Origin of the sequence: Kribbella sindirgiensis (assembly GCF_004331435.1) — a bacterium.
Taxonomy (GTDB): Bacteria; Actinomycetota; Actinomycetes; order Propionibacteriales; family Kribbellaceae; genus Kribbella; species Kribbella sindirgiensis.
In genome coordinates this window covers 269,332-288,356 of sequence record NZ_SJKA01000010.1, presented here as the reverse complement: position 1 = coordinate 288,356, position 19,025 = coordinate 269,332, and the positions used below count along the sequence as shown (strand labels likewise).

Sequence of the window (19,025 nt, the reverse complement as noted above, 5' to 3'; positions counted from 1 at the left end):
CGCCGCAGCCGACGAAGCCGCGGCGGCCGCCGACGACCGCGGCGTCCACATCGGCCGCGGCGACGGCCACGGCAACAAAACCATCTACATCAAAGCCGCTGCCGCCGGGGTCAACCGGTTCAACGCGACCCTGTCCGACATCACCGAAGCGCTCAAGAAGTTCGGCGACACCCGCCCGGTCCAGCACCGCCGCGCCGACGCGGTCGAGATCCTCTCCGACCCCCGCTTCGCCCAAGAACTCCTCGCCCAAGCCCGCAACCAAACTCACCCCAACCCGCCGAGCAACCCGGTAGCCGAACCCGCCACCATCCACGAACCGCACACCCCCACAGACCCCGGCAACCCAGCCACGCCCAACCACCCGGCGATGCCGCGCAACGCCGCGGAGCCCAAGAACCCGGCGGGGCAGGACCCGGCGGTGCAGGATCACGCGGTGGTGAAGGGCGATGTGGTGGTTCCGGTTGGTGAGCGCACTGGCGATGGGCCGCGGGTCGGCACTCTCGACGTGCCACTTCTCGGCTCCCGACACCTACCAGACCCGCCCGAACCACCGGCCTCACTCGAACTGGCGGAGCCGGCAGGCCCGCCGCACGATCCGTGGCTCGAAGCCGCCGCACCCTACGACCCCGACCCACCAACCGACCCATTCGACCGGCGAACAGCACCCGATCCAGCCGACCCACAACCCGAACCCGGCCAGGGCACGGAAATGGATCCTGCCGCGCTGCGGGCACTCCGCGCCCGACTCGCCCAGATCCAACGAGACGCCTATGCCAACCCGAGCCATCCCAACCACCCCACCAGCCCTCACGACCCAAGCAGTCCTCACGACCCAGGCAAAGCACCAGACGCCGGCCATGCGTCTGAGCCGGATAGCTCAGGTGAGTCGATGCGATCTGGTGTGCCGGCGCGACCGGACGGGGCCAAGGCACAGGTGCGTCCGGGGCAGACCGACGTGGTTGTGCATCTGACTGATCAGACGTTGGCGACCGGCTGCGGGGTGCTGCGTGCCGAGGTGATTGGGCCGTTGCTGGCGGCTCAGCTCACCGAGCTTGTTGGCTATGGCCCGTACACGGTGAAACCGGTGATCGATCTGAACGATGCGGTCAGTGTCGACGCGTACGAGATCCCGATCCGGATCCGTGACCGCGTCAAATTCACCTACCCCGTCGAGTTGTTCCCGTACGGCACCCGGGAAACCACCAACGCCATCGACCTCGACCACATCCAGCCCTACGACCCCCACGGACCCGCCGGGCAGACGAGTACGACGAATCTTGCGCCTCTGGGTCGCTTCGGGCACCGGGTGAAGACCCACGCGCGCGGCTGGAGCGTGCGCCGGATCGACTACAAGACACTCGAATGGACCACGCCCCACGGATTCACCTTCCACGTCGACCCCACCGGCACCCACCGGAACGGCCCACCGTAGCCAACGACCCGGGCCGCACTAATCGATCAGCTCCCAGCGGCGCCTCGGGAAGAGGTGTACGGCGACAACAGCGACTGCTGCGCCCAGGAGTACGCCGGGGATGAGCCAACGCCATCCGGTGAAGACGTTGGTGGTCGTGGACGCCTGGGCTTGAGCTGGTGGGTCAGCTGCCGGTGCGGGCTCTGGCGTGGACTCCTGGGCCGTGTAGCCGCCGTCCAGGCTGGGGCCGCCGTAGAACTCTCCGCTGAGCAACTCGAGTTCACCTAGGAGCTTGAGGAGCTTCACCGGGTCAGTGGCGCGGTGCCACGTGGGCTTCGCGGGTTTGGTGCCGGACATCAGGTCCTCGGTGGCGATCCACGGTCCGCCCGGTGCGTCCGGGTAGATGATGTCGATGCGCCAGACGGACATGTCATGGATCAGCCAGGTAGCGCGGACGAACCGGCCGGAGCGGTGGTCGGCGTTCGGCTCGCTGCGCTTCCAGACCAGTGTGGGTCCGGCGATCCGTACGACGCGTTCGTCGACCAGGATCAACTGGTGCGGCGTACGGAACCAGAAGCCCGGGATCTCGGGGACATAGTCGAGTCCGCCGTAGTACTGCTTGATGTACCTGGGCTCGATCCCGACTGGAACTGCTCCAATCGCACACCGCCCCAACTGATCGCCAGGAAGCCTTTTGAGGCCTCTACACCCGTCGGCGCACCCAGTGCCCTGGGGAGCTGTGGCGTGAAGCCAGCGACGCGTGCAGCGCCCTCCGGGGACATGTGACCGCCCACCGTCGGAGGTGGTGGTGCAGTACTCGGCCCGGTGCCCACTGGCTCTGCCTGGACTCCCCCGATGTGCAGCCACTCCGCAACCGTCGCGCGTACCGGAGGGGTGAGTGCGGTCAGGCCGTCGTCTACGGGAGGTACGACGGCTGAGCGTCCGACGGACCGCAGTTCGTCCTCGAGACTCATCGCTGCACCTCCTTGTCGGGCAGAGCCTCACGCAGCCGGCGGGGCAGCGCGCGAACTGCGGTCAACAGCTCGGTACGGCGCTCCAACGACACAGCCGCGTCGGCTGGATCCAGTACGACGTCCAGCGGCGCCGCAAGCTCCTCCCGGCGTGCCCGGCGTCCACGAGCACGCAGAACGTTCCGGGTCTCGTTCGCCACGATCCGCAACAACCAGGGCCGGAACGCCGCGGTCCGCTTCGCCACGGAGGCGTGCCGATCCACCAACTCGCCGTACGCAGCAGACTCCCCACCACGCACCCGAGCCAAGATGCAGCTTCGTCACCCAGACTGATCCAGAGCCTCCTGTCTACTTCCGGACACTGGCACTACACCGCCGATCATCTCCAGGTTCCCGTGTATAGGGTCGGGGTCGTGCCTGATATCGACGCAAGCTTTCTCGCTCTTCCCCGGCAGGAGTTGGCGGCGGCCGCCCTGCAGCGGGCCCGTGACCTCGGGGCCACGTTCGCCGAGTTCCGGCTGGAGCGGATCCGGTCCGAGTCCATCTCCCTGCGCGACAGCGTGCTGGAGAGCGCGAAGGACGACGAGGACCTCGGTCTCGCCGTCCGCGTGATCCACGACGGCACCTGGGGTTTCGCCGCCGGCGTCGCGCTGACCACCGACGAAGCGGTCGGCCTGGCCGAGCAGGCCGTGAACATGGCCCAGGTGTCCCGGCCGATCAACGCCGAGACAATCGAGCTCGCCGACGAGCCGACGTACGACGACGTCACCTGGATCTCGTCGTACGAGATCGACCCGTTCAGCGTCCCGCGGGCCGAGAAGGTCGCGCTGCTCACCGACTACAGCGACCGCCTGCTCAAGGCCGACGGCGTCGCCCACGTGAGCGTCCACGTCGCCACCATCCACGAGTGCAAGTACTACGCGAACACCGCCGGTACGTCGTACACGCAGCAACGCGTCCGCATCGGCCCCGACATCACCGCGCACGCCGTCGCCGAGGACCGGTTCGACTCGATGTCCTCCACCGCCCCGCCGGCCGGTCGCGGCTGGGAGTACATGACCGGCACCGGCTGGAACTGGGACGAGGAACTCGCCCAGATCCCCGGCTGGCTGGCCGAGAAGATGGCCGCGCCGACCGTCGAGGCCGGTACGTACGACGTCGTCATCGACCCGTCCAACCTGTGGCTCACGATCCACGAGTCGATCGGCCACGCCACCGAGCTCGACCGCGCCCTCGGCTACGAGGCGAACTACGCGGGCACCAGCTTCGCCACCCTCGACCAGCTCGGCACCCTCAAGTACGGCTCGCCCGTCATGCACGTCACCGGCGACCGCACCGCGGAGAACGGCCTGTCCACGGTCGGGTACGACGACGAGGGCGTCGCGGGCCAGCAGTGGGACCTGGTCAAGGACGGCATCCTGGTCGGGTACCAGGTCGACCGCCGGATGGCGAAGAAGAACGAGGACGTGCTCGGCACGCCGCGCTCCAACGGGTGCGCGTACGCCGACTCGTCCGGCCACATCCCGATCCAGCGGATGGCCAACGTCTCGCTGCAGCCCGCCGCGGACGGCCCCTCCACCGAGGAACTGATCAGCCGGGTGCAGAACGGGATCTACATCGTCGGCGACAAGTCCTGGTCGATCGACATGCAGCGGTACAACTTCCAGTTCACCGGCCAGCGGTTCTACAAGATCACCGACGGCAAGCTCGAGGGTCAGCTCCGCGACGTCGCCTACCAGGCCACGACCACCGACTTCTGGGGATCGATGGAGGCCGTCGGCGGCCCGCAGACGTACGTCCTCGGCGGCGCCCTCAACTGCGGCAAGGCCGAGCCCGGCCAATCCGGCGCCGTCAGCCACGGTTGCCCGTCCGCACTGTTCCGCGGCGTCCGCATTCTCAACACCACTCAGGAGGCCGGCCGGTGACGGGCATTCAACTCACTCCGCAGGACACGATCGAGCGGGGCCTCGCCCTGGCCGCGGCCGAGGGCGCCGACGGTTGCGTCGTACTCGTCGCCGAGACGTCCAGCACCAATCTGCGCTGGGCGAACAACACCCTGACCACGAACGGCGCGATGCGCGGCTCGAGCGTGACCGTGATCGCCACGGTCGGCGCCGGCGAGGGTACGGCGGCCGGCATCGTCGGCCGCTCGTCGGTCACCGACGACTCGTTGCGCGAGATCGTGTCCGCCGCGATCGCGACCGCCCGCGCCGCGGGCCCGGCCGAGGACGCCCGCCCGCTCGTCGACGGTGCGGTGGGTGCGGACTGGGACCTCGAGCCGGAGGAGACAACCGTCGGCGTGTTCGAGAAGTTCGCGCCGTCGCTCGGGGAATCCCTCAAGCGCGCCACCGCTGAAGAGCGGCGGCTGTACGGCTTCGCGAACCACGAGGTCGTGACGCTGTACGTCGGTTCGTCGACGGGACTGCGGCTGCGCCAGGCGCTCCCCCGCGGCTACGTGTCGTCGACCGGCAAGAACACCGACCTGAGCCACTCGGCCTGGGTCGGCACCGCCACTCGCGACTTCACCGATGTCGACGCGCTCGCGCTCGACGCCGAGCTCACCCGCCGGCTCGGATGGGCGCAGCGGACCGTGCCGGTCGACGCCGGCCGGCACCCGACGATCCTGCCGCCGGCAGCGGTCGCGGACCTGATGACGTACCTGTTCTGGCAGCTCGACGGCCGGGACGCCTTCGAGGGCCGGACCGTGTTCTCCAAGGCCGGTGGCGGCACGCGGCTCGGTGACACGCTGTCGTCACAGCCGGTTTCACTGCACTCGGACCCGGCGCTGCCCGGCCTGGAGGCCTTCGCGTTCGCGGTGGCGCGTTCGTCCGGCGGCTCGTCGAGCGTCTTCGACAACGGGCTCACGCTCGCGGCGACGGACTGGATCCGCGGCGGCAAACTCGAGCACCTGATGACGAGCCGCTACACCGCCGACCTCATCGGCGCGCCCACGGCCACGCCGGACATCGAGAACTACGTGGTCTCGGTCGACGGGGCCACCGGTTCGACCGACGACCTGGTCGCCGGGCTCGACAACGGGCTGCTCGTGACCTGCCTGTGGTACATCAGGATGGTCGACCCGCAGACGCTGCTGCTCACCGGCCTCACCCGTGACGGCGTCTATCTGGTCGAGAACGGCGAGGTCACCGGGGCCGTCAACAACTTCCGCTTCAACGAAAGCCCGGTCGACCTGCTGGCCCGGTTCACCACGGCCGGCGCGACCGTTCCGTCGTACTCGCGGGAGTGGGGCGACTACTTCTCCCGCACCGCGACCCCGCCGCTGCTGGTCCCTGACTTCAACATGTCGAGCGTCAGCCAGGCGAACTGACCTACTGCTTGGTGAGTCCTACTCGCCACAGCACGCGGTCGCCTTCGTGGTACGGCGTGAGCTCGTCGAGCTGCCAGTGCTCGGCGAGCTCACGCACCAGGTCCTCGTCGAAGAACCGGCCGACGAAGCCGTCGTGCACCGACAATCCGTCACCGAGCTGCCGCCAGTCCCGGGCGCACGGGTCGCCGGTCGACCACACGGCGTACACGAAAACCCCGCCCGGGCTGAGCACCCGGCGGATCTCGGCGACGAGTGATCGCAGCTCGGACGGCGAGAACGCCATGTTCAGCAGGAGATTCGCGAACACCGCGTTCACCGCGCCGTCGGCCGGCGGCAGCGGGTCGCGGACATCGTGCAACGCGGCGGTGACGCGGTCGTCGAGCCCCTCGCGCTGCGCCTCGTGCCGCAACTGGTCGAGCGCCGTCTCGCTGAAGTCGGTGGCGTGCACGCTGAATCCCTGTCTGGCCAGGAAAAGCGCGTCCCGGCCGTGCCCGGCGCCGAGCTCCAGCACGTCATCGATGCCTGCGGCACCGAACCTCTCCACGGCCTGCCGCGCGGCGGCCGATGGCTCGAGTCCGTGCAGTTGCGGGCGTTTCGCGTACGCCGAGTCCCAACGTTCCTGCTGAGCTCTTGCGAGCTCGACATGCCCTGTTTGCCCTGTATGCATGGTGCTCCCCGTGTTCGTCACGCCGGTCTGGACGATCGGCAGACCGCGCCAGCCTACGTCAGAACTTTGAGTAGACGTACTCAAGCGGTGGGCCGTTCCTTCTCGGGACAGTGGACAAGACCCGAGGAGGACTCGATGCCGACCGCCGCCATCACCTGCCCCACCTGCCGCACCCAGCTCCACCTGACCCTCGAGCCGGCCCTTTATCCACAGCCTTACCCACACCCCGAACTCCCCCTCCCCACACCCCCACCCCACCTCGGCATCCACCCACCTCCTCCTCCTCCCGCACCCCCTACGGCACCCCCGGCCGCACCTGCCGCCGCACCGCCTGCCGCATCTCCTGCGCCGCCTGCCTCGGCGCCTGTTACGGCGCCTGTTGCGGCCCGTTCTGGCAGGCCTGCGTCCGGGACCCGCCCGCCGTACCCGACCACGTTCGGCGCCCCCCGCCCACTCCCCCAACCCCCGAGCACCCAACCCCCGAAACCCTCCAGGATCCGCCGCCTCAGCCCCCAGGCCACGCTCCTCACCCTCGGCGTACTCCTCCTCCTGGCAGCCGGCGTCACCTTCCTCGCCGTCAACTGGGACAGCCTCCCCGTCGCCGCCCAGGCCGCGATCATCGGCACCCTCGCCGCCCTCTCCTTCGCCGCCTCCGTCCCCGCGAGCCGCCGCGCCCTCGCCGGCACCGCCGAAGCCCTCGCGATCCTCGGCACCGGCCTGCTCACCGTCGACCTGTACGGCGCCCGCGCCCTCGGCCTGATCCCACCCACGGCCGTCGACGGCGTCACGTACAGCGCGATCGTCTTCGCAACCGTCGCCGTACTCGCCCTCCTGATGACCCGCCTCGCCCCCAAGGTCGTCACGTACGGCGTCACCACCGTCATCGCCGCCCAACTACCGATCCCGCTGATCCTGATCGACCGAACCAGCCTCCCGGTCCTCCTCGGCGCACTCCTGGCCCAGGTCGTCGGCACGCTGATCCTGTCCGCGAAGGGCACCGCGATCGTCCGCCGTACCGGCTCCGTCACCGCGACCGTCGTCTTCTGCGGCATCCTCGGAGCCGGCACGACCCGCACCCTCCTGGGACTCCTGACCACGACCACCCTGTCGATCACAATCGCCACCGCCGCAGTCGTCTGCCTCGCCGCCGCGACCGGCATCGCGATCCTCCACAAGCGCCCGCTCCCCGCAGCGTTTCCCTCCGGTTTCGGTGAACTCGTCTGCGCCGCGGCCGCCGCCTTCGCGGTCGCCACCACGCTCCCCCAGCTCCCCGGGCCGAGCCGCTGGTTCACCACCGCACTCGCCACGGCCCTCGCCATCACGGAACTCGTGGCGGTCCGCCGTACCGGCAAGCTCGCGATCGTCCTGCACACGGCAACCATCACGGTCGCCGCCGTCGACCTCACGTACTGCCTGGCCACGGACGACATCCGCCAACTCGGCTACCTGGCCGCGATCCTCGCCGTACTGGCCGTCCTCGCCGCCGTCCGCAAACTCACCGACCCGGTCCCCAGCGCCGCCGTCGCCAGCCTGAGCGCCCAGCTCGCGATCGTCCTGTTCGCCTTCGACGGGTACGTCGGCACGTGGCCGGCCGCCGTCGCGCTCGCCGCGGTCGCCGCCATCGGCATCGCCGTCACCTCCGGGTACGTCGGCAAGCCGCTCGAACCCGTCCTACTCGTCACCGCCGCCTGCGCCGCCGTACTGGCCGAGATCGCTGCCGTGTCGGCATCACCCTTCACAGCAACCGGTGTTGTCCTGACCATCGTCGCCGCCCCGCTGATTGCCTACGGCATGAACCCGCGCCGCCGCCCCACCCTGCTCCTGGCCGCGCTCCTGCTCGTTATCGCCAACACCACCTTCATGCTCGGCGCCGACAAGCACACCCTGGAGTGGTACACCGTCCCGCCCGCCCTGATCCTGCTCGCCGTCGGCATCGTTGCCTGGCGCAACCAACCCAGCTGGGTCTACCTAGGCCCGGGCCTGATGCTGGGCCTGGCCCCCTCCGCCCTGGCCGCCGACACCACCGACAACTGGCTCCGCGCCACCCTCGTCGTAGCCGCCGCAGTTCTCCTGATCCTCATCGGAGTCCGCCAATCCCTCCAATCCCCCTTCATCATCGGCTCCGCCGCAGTAGCCAAGATCGCCATAGCCCAGTTCCTGGAGATGGCCCCCCTGATCCCCCGCTGGATCACCCTCGCCACCGCCGGCCTGATCCTCCTGACCACCGGCGCCACCTACGAACGCCGCCTAACCCAAGCCAAACAAGCCACCCGCTGGATATCGAACCTCCGCTGACTCGAGCGCTTGCGACGCGCTGACCACTACCCATCGACACGGTTCGTCCCCGCATAATGAGAGCTTGCGGACGAAAGACGGGGTGGAGGCGGATGCTGGACAGCGGCGACAGTCAGCCGGAAAAGGTGCGGGTGCTCGCCAACTCGTTGGAGAAACTGCGCACCCATGGCGGTCTCACTGCCGACCGGCTGCGCGCGGATCGCACTGGGGTCTCCTCGCCACTGCTGAGCCTTGCCGCGACCCGCCGCTACGCGAACGTCCACGAACTCGATCTTCCTGACGCGGCAGTTGCCTTGGTCTGCGACTGTGTCCGCGACGATCTCTACGATTCCCAACGGATCGTCGCGGACGCGGTGCTCGGGCTCGGCGTTCTCGGGCAGCCGCTCACGGACGCCGGCATCGAGGCGCATGTTACCCGGGCGCTGTACGAGCTCGCCCTCGGCCGCCGCCGGGAGACGCTCCTGAGCCACTGGCACCCATTGCACGCAGCCCTGTCCGTAGCTCCGATCCCGGCGCCGAGCGACCGCTATCTGCGCGGTACGACGGAGTTGGCCGTACTGCGTGAGCTCGCGTACCAATTGGCCCGCCGGGACATCTACTCGGTCGGCGCGAAGAACGTCGTACGGACGGATACCGGACCCGCCTCGGACAACTCGGCGCGTGGCCGCGTCGTCGTTGTCGGCGGCGCGGTGATGGACGCCACCTTCCGGACCAAGCAGCTTCCGGCTCCCGAGACGTCGACCGAGGCGCTCGGCTTCAGCCTTTCCCCTGGTGGAAAAGGCCTGATGCAAGCAGTTGCCTCAGCGCGGCTCGGCCTGCACACCTCGCTCGTGGCCGCGGTAGCCACCGACCGGTTCGGCGACGCGATCGTGGACTACCTCGAGAGGGAGCACGTGGACACGTCGCTCCTCAAGCGGGTCCCGAACGCCGACACGCCCTTCACCGGGGTGTTCCAGCAACAGCTCGGCGACAGCATCGCCGTCAACTGGCGCAACGAGAAACAGATCCGCCTGGAGTCCAGGGACGTGTTCGACCGGCGCGAGGAGCTCGCCGGAAGCGACGTATTGCTGGTCACGTTCGAGGTGCCCCGCGACACGTTGGAGGACACGGTCGCGCTGGCGCACGATCGGTCCGACGACCGTCCGATCGTGATCGTCACCCCCGGCCAGCCGTACACCGACGACGAGGTCTCGGCCGACACGCTCGCGCAGATCGACTACCTCGTCGCACACGCCTGGGAGCTGGAACCGTTCGCGCGCCACTCCGCCTTCGACCCCGACTCCGTGGCACGCACGCTGCTTGCCTTCGGCGTCAAAACCCTCTGCCTGCTCGTCACCGGCGGCTGCAACGCGTACTCGCGCCCGATGCGCGACGTCCTGCGGGTCGCTGCGCCGCCGGCGATCTACAAGGAGTCGTCGGTCGCTCGCGACGCCTTCTGTGCCGCGCTGGCCGCCCAGCTGATCGACAACGAGAGCAAGTTCTCCGAGGACGTGGCCCGCTGGGCCACCGCAGCGATGTCCTGCGCGGCCTCCGACTTCCCGCGCCGGAACTCGCTACCGACCCGTCGACGCATCAACGACCTACTGGAAGCCAGCCAGCTGTAGGCCGGCTCAGCGGAGGATGCGTGCCTGGTTCTCGGGCGGCACAGCTTCCGTCGCACCACGGACACGGCAGCAGAAGATCAACGAGTCCTGCAGGGGCGCATAGCTCCGCGTCGCATGCCGCTCCGCCTTACAGAGTTCGTCGATGCTCCGGATCGTCGGAAAGCTCGCCCGCATCTCGCGGATACTCATGTAGCGGCCCTTGTAGTACAGGTACGGGCGGGCTTGCACGGTCATCCACTGCTGCCAGTTCGAGGCCAGGTAGCTCGAACCGGTGAAGCCCAGGTTCGGATCCACGGCGGTCGTCAGCAGTTCGACGTCGCTGCGCCTCTGAAAGTACTTGCGCACCTGGGCGAGCATGTACGACACCGCGTTCGGTGGTGCACCTGTGAACGAGTAGACGCGCGACAGGTCCCAGATCGCCTCCTGCGACACACCGGCCTGAAGCATCACTTGGTCGGCAACGCGCTTCCATTCGAGCGGCGACGCGCTGCACAACGTCAGCGGCGCACCGGTCTTCCTGTCGACGAGTGCGAAGTTGAGCGAGCCGCGCCGGGCGTTCCGAAGGTAGTGCAGGCTGTTGAACACTCTGTCGGCATCGGCGCCGATCTGCCGGAACTCGAGGTCCGACAGGGCGTACTCCCGGCGCGGAATCAGGTCGCGTACGGCCCGCTGGTCCTTGCGGAGGCGGGCCGCGTTGCGGATCACAACAGTCGCGGCCGCGCGGTAGCTCACCCGCCCGTCGTCGCCGGCGTAGCACGGCAGATGAAGGCGGGCCCGGACCGCGAGCGCACGCCGGTCCACGCCCCACAGCCGCGCCAGACCCAGCAGCCGGGGCGTGGATTCCGGGTGCTCATTTCGAAAAGCACCCGGCAGAAATCGGCGCCGGGAATCCGTAGGGACTTTCGCCTTCAGGTGTCCGTCGTCGGCCGGTACGGCGTTCGCGACGGCAGCAGTCGTCTGCACGAAGTGGATGCTAGCGGATCGTTGCCGCAGCGCCGCAACTCTCCACAACCGTGTCTTTTGGAGAGAGTTTCTGCCACCGCCGTGCCAATTGGCACGAGAGGTCTGCCAAATGGCGTCGAACGACCCGCGACGGCCGCCAAAATGCCGTGCATCAAAATACTCCGAAAGCCTTTTGGCATTAATGCGAGCGCCAATTTACGCATTGCCGGGCAGAATTGCCGTGAGGTGAAATAGAGCCTAGGAAACAACTCACCGGAAGGGGAACTGCCATGCAAATCCTCGCGACCCTGGTCGCGCTCTCGGGCGCGGTTCTGGTGACCTCACTGTGGAAGCAGCTGCTGAAACTGGTACTGACGGTGGCGGTGCTGATCTTCTGCTTCGGGCTCTACAACATCGCTGCAGTGGTCACGCGCTGATCCCACGGCGTCACGCCCACCCGGCTTCCCGGGCGGGCGTGACGTCACTTTTGCGCGCGGGGCATCCTCAGCGCCGGCTGCGGCGCTCGAACCATCGCGCCATCCCCGCTGCCAGCACCTGCGCGCGCCCCCAGACCGGATCGGACCTGAGCTGGCGCGCGGAGAGCCGCAGAACCGCGTTGTACTCGATCGAGAGTGCGCTGAGCCGGCAGTGCCGATCACACACGAAGGCGCGGTCCGCCAGCAGTTCGAACTGATCGCAGGTCACGTCGATGATCCACCGGTCCGCGGAGCGCCCGATCTCGATCCAGCAGTGGAACGGCAACGTCTGGTCCTCGACGACGATGTCGCCGACGCAGTACCTGGCCCGGATCCGCAGCACCCAGGGCAGTTGGTGCATCAGCCACGCCGAGGTCGCGCCGCACTGCCCGGCGGAGAGCGGCCGGTCCGGGTCCGATCTGAAGTCCGGATGCACGGTCGAGTCCGACCACTCGAGGGACAGCGCTGCTCGGTAGGCGTGGAGTTGGCGGCGGAAGCGGGTGGAGAAACGCGGGCCGGATTCCGGGCCGGCGGCTGCCAGGGCGCACTGAGGCACGATGGTCCTCCCCAAGATCTGCTCGCCCGGGCGCGCCCCCTGCGCGGCGGAAACGAGTTATTGGGTATTGTCCGCGGACCCGGATTCCGTTGGCAAGATCATTTCTAAATACACCGGTTCGACGGTGTGCAAGGGATTGGGAATGGTGCCGGTCACCGGTATCGGTGGACGCGTGTCCAGGTCGGTGTAACCGAGTGTCAGGCGGTATCCGTTCAACGGATAACGCAAGAACGATTCTGCCGTCAGCGCTGTGGCCGCCAGGCGGTCGGTGTATTCGGGGTGTTTTTCGGTGTAGCGGTGTACTTCGCCCCGAACTACACCCCAGAAGGTTTCTTCCGGGATCAGGTGGTGGGCGGACAGGGGGTTGAGGACGCCCAGGAGGAGGGCGTCTACGACGTACTGGCGGAGGATTGGCCAGGGTTTTCTGGGGAGGACTCGGGTGTGGGAGTCGGGTTCGGGGCCTCGGGCAACGATGGGGTCGGTGGAGAGGTTGATGTCGTCGACCAGGTCCTTGATGACGAGGCGGGTGGGGAGGCCGGTGGGCGAGCAGATGATTGCGAGGTTTTCACCGTGTGGGTTGACTGTGATGCCGTAGTGGTGGAGTAGGTGGAGGAGGGGGCGTAGGAGGGTGGAGAGGAGGTGGGCGAGCCAGGTCTCGGCGTCGGTGCCGGAGCGGGCGATCGCGGCTGGTGCGAAGCCGGGATGGAGTACGGCGGCCAGCGGCCACACGGTCTCACCGTCCTGGAGGCGGGGGTCGACGGGGTCGCGCCAGATGCAGCCGAGGGTTTCGGTCCACTGGTAGGGGATGCCGGGGTGGGTCGAGAGTTCGGGGTGGGGGACGGTGACGGAGGCGACCTCGCCGAGGAGTTCGGTGCCTAGTTGCTGGAAGGTCTCGTCGCGGGACCAGAGGCCGCGGAGCCATTGGGTGATCATCGGGGCCGCGAGTGTGCAATGCGACGGGATACCGCGGTAGACCGAGGTGTTGAGGATCTTCAGGGGCAGTTTGACCTGGTAGCGGTCGGGGCGGGTGCTGTTCACCATCGTGCGGATCGACTGGGTCGGGAGGTACTCGTCGGGGCTCTCCCCCAGCACCACGATCTCCCCCGTGGCGAGTTCGCGGGCCCACTGGGTGCGGACGACGTGGTCCAGTTGCCACGGGTGGCACGGGAGCCAGACGTACGCGTCCGGGTCGTCCAGCTGCGCGCGGAACGCCTCGACAACAGGTGGGTCCAGTTCACGGGCAATGACGGCGTGCTCGGACAAGTCCGGCGTACCGCGGAACTCGGCGAGACCTCGTCGTACGGCGAGCCAGACCAGGCGCAGCGGAGTACGGGCTTCTGGGGCGTACCGCTCGCTGTCGGCGGCTGAGAAGCCCAGGCGGCCCTTGTTGGCGACCAGGAGCGGGTGCCCGGTCAGGTGTCCTTCCAGACGCGTGTGGTGCAGCTCCAGCAACTCAGCAGCGGGCACCGCCGTAGAGGCCATCCGTACGTCGGCCGCGAGCGTGCTCGTCAGCTCGGCGACGTACCCGGCCACGGTGGACCCGTCGACCCCTAGTACGTCGGCAGCGTCGACGAAGAACCGGATCGGGTCGGTGGCGATCTCACTCTCGTCGTTGCCGAGAATGCCGGCCGTGGTACGCCGGATCGACGCCGGATCGACCCGCCAGCTGCCGAAGCCGCCACGCGTCGCCTCGAACACGTAGGAGACCGCCCCGAGCTCCAGACGGTTGTCGACGGGCTCCAGCAGCCCTTCCGTGCAGAACTGTGAGATCAGCTTCGCCAGCAACTCCGACGAGCACTGGGTCCAGACACTCATCCAGGGATCGCAAACGTCGTGTACGCGGTGGACTTGGGCAGCCTGAACACCTCTCGGCCGGCGACGCTGTTCAGGATGGTCGCGTTGCGGATCGCTCCGATGCCGAGGTCCGGTGCGGCCACGCCGTGGCTGTGCAGGTCGGCGTTCGCGACGAAGATGCGCCCCTCCAACGCCCCTCGCACGCTGTGGTCGCGGTTGATGATCCAGCGCCCGGCAGCGTCGTGATCGATCTGCGACTGCAGGGACTCCAAGAACGGCAGTGGACGGTTCCGGTAGCCGGTTGCTGCGACGACAGCGCCTGTCATGTGCTGGAACGTCTTCCCGCTGTCCGCGTGCAGCATGGTGAGCTCTAGCCCGTCAGCACGTGCTACCGCGGACACGACTGCCACACCACACTGCAGCTCAACCGGCAGGTCCCGCGAGTACAGGACGTCGTGGATGTCGTCCAGAGTCTCTGAGGAGATGCCCTTGTAGTGCCGCCACTGCTCCTTCACCAGCCTGTCGCGTACCGGCTCGTCCAGTCCGTGGAAGTAGTCGACGTACGACGGTGTCGTCATCTCCAGCACCAACTTGGAGTAGTCCAGCGGCGCGAACGACGGCGTACGCGTCAACCAGGACACAGCCGGACCGTTGGCTCGCAGCAGGTCCAGAGCGCACTCGGCACCCGACTGTCCTGAGCCAACCACGGTCACCCGACCTGTGCGCAGCAGATCGTCCCTGCGGAACAGGTAGTCCGCAGAGTGTGCGAATCGCTCCGCGGGAAGCCCTGCCAGCGCAGCAGGTACGAACGGCTCGGTGCCGACGCCGACCACCAGGTGCCGAGCCTCGAACTGCTCGACGCTGTCACCGCGCTCCACTGTCAGCTCGAACGACGTACCGTTCCACACCGCTTCCCGCACGTGGTGACCGAAGTGCAGTGAGTCCAGCTGTGCCGCACACCACCGCAGGTACGTTTCGTACTCCCGCCGCGTCGGGTGGAACTTCTCCCGCACGTAGAACTGGTACAGCCGGTCGTTGTCCTTCAAGTACGACAGGAACGACAGGTGATGCGCCGGCTCGACCAACGACACCAGATCCGCCAGGAACGACACCTGCAGCATCGCGTCCTCGAACATCAGCCCGCGATGCCAGGTGAACTCCGGCCGGCTGTCGAGCACAGCCAGCTGTACGTCGTCCACACCGTCCGCCAGTGCGGCCAGTCCGAGGTTGAACGGCCCGCAGCCAATCGCAATCACGTCGTACATGTCATGCCTCCCTGCACGGCCCGGGTACGGACCATCAGTAGTGCTGTCTTCTCGGGCAGCTGTAGCTCCCCGTGCTGGACGAATCCGGCCGCGGCGAACGCGCGGACCGAAGGGGTGTTCTCGATATCCGGTTCGGCGACCACCTGCGCACAGGCCGGCTCCGCGCGCAGCACCTCGTCGACGAGCCACCGCAGGAGCCGCCGCCCGAGGCCCTGGCCGACGCGCGCGACGTCACCGATCGCCACGTGCACACCCCGGTCCTCCTCGCCGTACGCGTAGTACTCCGCAAGGCGGTCGTGCCGGACCCGGTACAACTCGACGTACGCGAACTCCTCCGCGTCCGCCGCGACCACGTACGGCGTGGAGTGCTCCCCTGCCGCCTGTTGCTCGATCTCCTGCACCCAGCGCTCCACCGACCAGCCCTGATGCCACCAGCGCCGGATGTGCGGCTGCGCCATCCACAGGGCGATACGTGGGGCGTCGGACGGGCCTGCCGGACGCAGGTCGAATGAGGTCACAACAGCGGGTTAGGGATGTCGAGGTAGACGGACTGTGCGTCCAGTGGCGCCACTACCTCGTCAATGCCCCGCAGCCGGGTCAGCATGTTCGCCTTGCACGGCAGCGTCTTCGCTTCGAGCCAGCGCCGCGCCAGCCGATCCCCAGAAGGTCCAGCAGCCTTGAGCAGCGGCAGAGCGAGTGTCAGCCGTTCCCGCACCACCCCGAGCAGCTCGCCCTCGTCCGCGATCCCGTCCGCCGCCAGGCAGCCCACCACGGCCAGCGCCTGGTTGTGCAGCAGGTAGTAGGTCAGTCGATCGTCGACAATCGGGTCGTCGACAACCGCCAGCGTCGAGTCGCGCAGGCCGGTGATTGTCAACAATCCACGCAGGTACGACGAGGCGAGGTAGTACCCCTGGTTGTCCCGGTACGCACCGCCCTTGATTCGTCCCGCCCCGTCCAGCCGCACCAGGGTGTTCTGCTGATGCGCCTCGAGTCCGATGCCCGTCTCGGCGTACAGGTGCAGCATCGGGATCAGCACGTTGTCGATGTACGCCGCCGTCCAACCCAACGGATCCTCGGCCGCAAAGGCGCTGAGCCGACTCACACCACCGGGTCGTGGCGCGACGAGGCCTGCCAGGCAGGCGTAGCTGTTGACGTCTGCCGGAACCTCTCGAACGGCGACGTCCAGACCGGTCAGCAAAGGTCCACCCTCGTCAAGAGCAACCCAGGCCGGGTCGCGAACGATGGTGAAGCGCGGGTGCGCGGTCGCCGTCCCCGCGTTGTACGCCGCGTCGAGCAATCGATTGATCTCCAGCCCGCGCCGCAGCTCGGTCGGTGTCGACTCCCGCCGCGAGTTCGTGATCCGCAGGCCGAGCGACAGTTTCAGCATCACCGGCAGATCCGGGTGGAAAACGGTCCGCAAGCTGGACGTCGGGTACCACTGAGCACCGCCTGGCCCCAGTGCCTTCACGCGACCGGCTGAGATCAGCGAGGCGACGCGCGGACGCTGCGCCACCGCTGCCGCCTGCCACGGATGGGCCGGGATCAGCACCCGGCCCGGCGACGGGGTGATACCGGCCAGCGCGCCCATCAGCTGCACAGCGTCCAGTCCCTGCAGCGAGGGCGCGCCGGCCACCTGGTCCGACGACACCAGTTCGGCGTCGGCTTCGAACCAGTGCACTGCGAAACGGCCACCGAGCTCCGGCGAGTACGCCGCCAGCTCGTCACCGCTCAGTCCGTCCCGGCTCTTCGGCGCCGGGTGGTTCAGGTGCCCGAACAGCAGCGCCTGTTCGAGTTCGAGGAAACGCCCCGGGCCCCGCTGACCGTCGGCCAGCTCGACGAAGAGCGCGACGTTGCGCACCGACTCCGCCGTCCGCGCCGCGAGGTCGTCGATCTCGGCCGGATCCGCGTCCGCGGACAGCAACCGCACCAGTTCCTCGGGCACGGCGGGTACGCCGTCCACCTGGACGTCGGTGAACTGGTGCAGCCCGGTCCGCGACGCATGCTCCACCCGCGCCGTCACGGTCGAGCCGCCGGCCTCCAGGGTCAGCGCCCCGACCGCGACCGGCACGGACGACTCCCGGGTGTAGCACCGCAGGATCGCGTTCAGATGCGCGTCTGCCGCAGTATCAGCCGCCCTATCAGCCGCAATGGTCACGCCGCTCCTTCGCCGGTCAGGACGTCGAGGCCGGTGGCCACGACCTGGTCGAGCAGGTCCTCGATGTCCGTCGCGGTGGCGTTCGGGTTCAGCAGCGTCAGCTTCAACGCGACCGCCGCCGGGCGGCCGCCGCGGGCCGGCAGCTTGGTCCGGCCGATCAGCACCCTCCCGGAGGTCAGCAACCGGCGCCGGACCTCGCCCTGGAGCGCGTCCAGTCCGGTCGCGTCCAGGCCCTGCCCCGCGACCCGGAACAGCACCGTGGTCAGGGTCACCGGCGCCAGCAACTCGAGGTTGCTGTCGGCAACGACCCGGGCCGCGGCGGCGTGCGCGAGCTCGTGACAGGTGTCGACCATCGTTCCCAGTCCGGCCCGTCCGTATGCCGTCAGCGTGGTGGCAACCTTCACCGCGTCCGGCCGGCGCGTGGTCTGCAGGCTGCGGCCGAGCAGCCCGTCCAGCCCGGAGTCGATGTCGTCGGCCGGGTTCAGGTAGTCCACCGAGCGGTCGAACGCCGCGAACCGGCTCCGGTCCGCCACCAGCAGCACGCTGGTCGCGGCCGGCTGCCAGCCGATCTTGTGCAGGTCCAGCGTCACCGAGTCCGCCAGCGGCACGTCGGCGAGCAGCGGCGCCAGCCGCTCCGAGAACAGCGCCCCGAACCCGTACGCCGCGTCGACGTGCAGCCAGGCGCCGTACTGCCGGGCCAGCGCGGCGATCGGCGCGATCGGGTCCACCGATCCGAAGTCCGTCGTACCGGCGGTCGCGATCACCGCCACGGGCGTCCGGCCGGGTTTCGCCAACTCCTCGGCCAGGACATCGACCCGCAGACGGAAGTCGAAGTCCGAGGGGATCGTGATCGCGGCCTGCTCACCGAGCCCGAGGGCGGCGCAGGCTCGCTGGACCGAGAAGTGGGCGAGCTCGGAGCAGAACACGACCGGCCGGTCGAAGCCCTGCAGGCCGTGCCGCCGGACGTCGATCCCCGCGGCGGCGGCCGCGCTGTCGCGGGCGATCAGGATCGCGAGCAGGTTCGAGATCGAGCCGCCGGGGGTCAGAACGCCGTCCGCCTGCGGGCCGAAACCGGCCAGCGACGCCAGCGCCCGCACGACCCACTGCTCGATCGCGAGCGTCGCGGGACCGGAATCGTAGGTGTCCATCGAGGCGTTCGAGGCCGACGCCAGTGCGTCCGCGTCGACCGCGACCTGCAGGACCGGCGGCTGCAGGTGCGCCGCGGCGTGCGGGTGGCTCAGGTCGATTCCGTGCTCGTCGAGCAGACCCGCGATCAGGTCGAGGGCGGCAGACTCCCCGACCCCGGTCGACGGGATCCGCGGCTCCCCCAGGACCTCGGCGGTGCGCCGCAGGACCGCTCCCGGCGAACCGTGCGGCAACGGTCCGCGCTCACGGTCCGAGACCGTCGAGGCCAGCGGCCAGCGAACGGCGAACGGATCGCGAACAGGTGCGGGCAGCGCGGTGAGACGCGCGGGCTGCGACATCCAGATCTCCCGGGAAGTTGTCGAGTAAGGCAACCCTTACTAAGGCAGACCTAACCTTTGTCCCACGCACCCACGGT

The 19,025-nt window shown here is 68.6% G+C and carries 17 protein-coding genes; 6 read left to right on the top strand and 11 right to left on the bottom strand.

The features are described 5' to 3' along the window. Nucleotides 1-250 (bottom strand): hypothetical protein (locus E0H50_RS43940; protein WP_238151256.1); only part of this gene is annotated, 250 nt, incomplete at its 3' end. Between the two features lie 117 nt (nt 251-367). Here E0H50_RS43940 and E0H50_RS43145 point away from each other — a divergent pair. Further along, on the top strand, nt 368-1,432 hold the full coding sequence (locus E0H50_RS43145) for a hypothetical protein (RefSeq protein ID WP_238151255.1): 1,065 nt from the start codon (nt 368-370) through the stop codon (nt 1,430-1,432). Between the two features lie 18 nt (nt 1,433-1,450). Here E0H50_RS43145 and E0H50_RS43525 read toward each other — a convergent pair whose 3' ends face one another. Both E0H50_RS43525 and E0H50_RS27575 read right to left on the bottom strand, forming a co-directional pair. Then, entirely contained in the window at nt 1,451-2,086 is a 636-nt protein-coding gene (locus E0H50_RS43525) for a hypothetical protein (RefSeq protein ID WP_202868348.1), read from the bottom strand. A 295-nt stretch (nt 2,087-2,381) separates the two neighbouring features. After that, nucleotides 2,382-2,681 (bottom strand): RNA polymerase sigma factor, encoded by a 300-nt coding sequence (locus E0H50_RS27575; RefSeq protein ID WP_238151254.1) that lies wholly within the window; start codon nt 2,679-2,681, stop codon nt 2,382-2,384. Nucleotides 2,682-2,795: 114 nt separating this feature from the next. Between E0H50_RS27575 and E0H50_RS27570 the strand changes: the two genes are divergently transcribed. Then, a complete protein-coding gene (locus E0H50_RS27570) occupies nt 2,796-4,307 on the top strand; it encodes a TldD/PmbA family protein (RefSeq protein ID WP_238151253.1) in 1,512 nt (503 codons plus the stop codon). After that, entirely contained in the window at nt 4,304-5,710 is a 1,407-nt protein-coding gene (locus E0H50_RS27565; protein ID WP_131293418.1) for a metallopeptidase TldD-related protein, read from the top strand. Before E0H50_RS27570 ends, E0H50_RS27565 begins: the two co-directional genes overlap by 4 nt. 1 nt (nt 5,711) lies before the next feature. Here E0H50_RS27565 and E0H50_RS27560 read toward each other — a convergent pair whose 3' ends face one another. Then, entirely contained in the window at nt 5,712-6,377 is a 666-nt protein-coding gene (locus E0H50_RS27560; RefSeq protein ID WP_131293417.1) for a class I SAM-dependent methyltransferase, read from the bottom strand. Nucleotides 6,378-6,512: 135 nt separating this feature from the next. Between E0H50_RS27560 and E0H50_RS27555 the strand changes: the two genes are divergently transcribed. Together E0H50_RS27555 and E0H50_RS27550 are read left to right on the top strand one after the other, a co-directional pair. After that, nucleotides 6,513-8,672 carry an SCO7613 C-terminal domain-containing membrane protein gene (locus E0H50_RS27555; RefSeq protein ID WP_272948523.1) on the top strand — a complete coding sequence of 720 codons (2,160 nt, stop codon included), beginning with the start codon at nt 6,513-6,515 and terminating at the stop codon, nt 8,670-8,672. A gap of 92 nt (nt 8,673-8,764) precedes the next feature. Next, complete coding sequence (locus E0H50_RS27550; RefSeq protein ID WP_165547318.1) at nt 8,765-10,276, top strand: PfkB family carbohydrate kinase; 1,512 nt, start codon at nt 8,765-8,767, stop codon at nt 10,274-10,276. A 6-nt stretch (nt 10,277-10,282) separates the two neighbouring features. Here the strand turns inward: E0H50_RS27550 and E0H50_RS27545 are convergent, their stop codons facing one another. Continuing rightward, nucleotides 10,283-11,239, bottom strand: coding sequence for a Mom family adenine methylcarbamoylation protein (locus E0H50_RS27545; protein ID WP_131293415.1), 957 nt, complete (start codon nt 11,237-11,239; stop codon nt 10,283-10,285). A gap of 269 nt (nt 11,240-11,508) precedes the next feature. On the opposite strand from E0H50_RS27545, the gene E0H50_RS43140 reads away from it, so the two are divergent. Beyond that, nucleotides 11,509-11,655 carry a hypothetical protein gene (locus E0H50_RS43140; protein WP_165547317.1) on the top strand — a complete coding sequence of 49 codons (147 nt, stop codon included), beginning with the start codon at nt 11,509-11,511 and terminating at the stop codon, nt 11,653-11,655. A 67-nt stretch (nt 11,656-11,722) separates the two neighbouring features. Here E0H50_RS43140 and E0H50_RS27540 read toward each other — a convergent pair whose 3' ends face one another. Genes E0H50_RS27540 through E0H50_RS27515 form a run of 6 tightly spaced genes read right to left on the bottom strand, consistent with a single transcriptional unit; the run spans nt 11,723 to nt 18,948 of the window. Then, nucleotides 11,723-12,250, bottom strand: coding sequence for a hypothetical protein (locus E0H50_RS27540; RefSeq protein ID WP_131293414.1), 528 nt, complete (start codon nt 12,248-12,250; stop codon nt 11,723-11,725). Between the two features lie 57 nt (nt 12,251-12,307). Next, nucleotides 12,308-14,065, bottom strand: coding sequence for an IucA/IucC family protein (locus E0H50_RS27535; RefSeq protein ID WP_131293413.1), 1,758 nt, complete (start codon nt 14,063-14,065; stop codon nt 12,308-12,310). Continuing rightward, on the bottom strand, nt 14,062-15,309 hold the full coding sequence (locus E0H50_RS27530) for a lysine N(6)-hydroxylase/L-ornithine N(5)-oxygenase family protein (RefSeq protein ID WP_131293412.1): 1,248 nt from the start codon (nt 15,307-15,309) through the stop codon (nt 14,062-14,064). The genes E0H50_RS27535 and E0H50_RS27530 overlap by 4 nt, the downstream gene beginning before the upstream one ends. Beyond that, a complete protein-coding gene (locus E0H50_RS27525; RefSeq protein ID WP_238151252.1) occupies nt 15,297-15,827 on the bottom strand; it encodes a GNAT family N-acetyltransferase in 531 nt (176 codons plus the stop codon). Before E0H50_RS27525 ends, E0H50_RS27530 begins: the two co-directional genes overlap by 13 nt. After that, a complete protein-coding gene (locus tag E0H50_RS27520) occupies nt 15,824-17,464 on the bottom strand; it encodes an IucA/IucC family protein (protein WP_238151251.1) in 1,641 nt (546 codons plus the stop codon). Before E0H50_RS27520 ends, E0H50_RS27525 begins: the two co-directional genes overlap by 4 nt. Next, nucleotides 17,461-18,948 (bottom strand): pyridoxal phosphate-dependent decarboxylase family protein, encoded by a 1,488-nt coding sequence (locus tag E0H50_RS27515; protein WP_131293411.1) that lies wholly within the window; start codon nt 18,946-18,948, stop codon nt 17,461-17,463. The genes E0H50_RS27520 and E0H50_RS27515 overlap by 4 nt, the downstream gene beginning before the upstream one ends. Nucleotides 18,949-19,025 lie beyond the last annotated feature (77 nt).

What these genes read in the sequence shown, in the direction of transcription:
- E0H50_RS43145 (WP_238151255.1), top strand. Translation starts at nt 368, where the DNA reads ATGCCGCGCAACGCCGCGGAGCCCAAGAACCCGGCGGGGCAGGACCCG.
- E0H50_RS27560 (WP_131293417.1), bottom strand. Translation starts at nt 6,377, where the DNA reads ATGCATACAGGGCAAACAGGGCATGTCGAGCTCGCAAGAGCTCAGCAG.
- E0H50_RS27555 (WP_272948523.1), top strand. Translation starts at nt 6,513, where the DNA reads ATGCCGACCGCCGCCATCACCTGCCCCACCTGCCGCACCCAGCTCCAC.
- E0H50_RS27535 (WP_131293413.1), bottom strand. Translation starts at nt 14,065, where the DNA reads ATGAGTGTCTGGACCCAGTGCTCGTCGGAGTTGCTGGCGAAGCTGATC.
- E0H50_RS43140 (WP_165547317.1), top strand. Translation starts at nt 11,509, where the DNA reads ATGCAAATCCTCGCGACCCTGGTCGCGCTCTCGGGCGCGGTTCTGGTG.
- E0H50_RS27530 (WP_131293412.1), bottom strand. Translation starts at nt 15,309, where the DNA reads ATGTACGACGTGATTGCGATTGGCTGCGGGCCGTTCAACCTCGGACTG.
- E0H50_RS27515 (WP_131293411.1), bottom strand. Translation starts at nt 18,948, where the DNA reads ATGTCGCAGCCCGCGCGTCTCACCGCGCTGCCCGCACCTGTTCGCGAT.
- E0H50_RS27550 (WP_165547318.1), top strand. Translation starts at nt 8,765, where the DNA reads ATGCTGGACAGCGGCGACAGTCAGCCGGAAAAGGTGCGGGTGCTCGCC.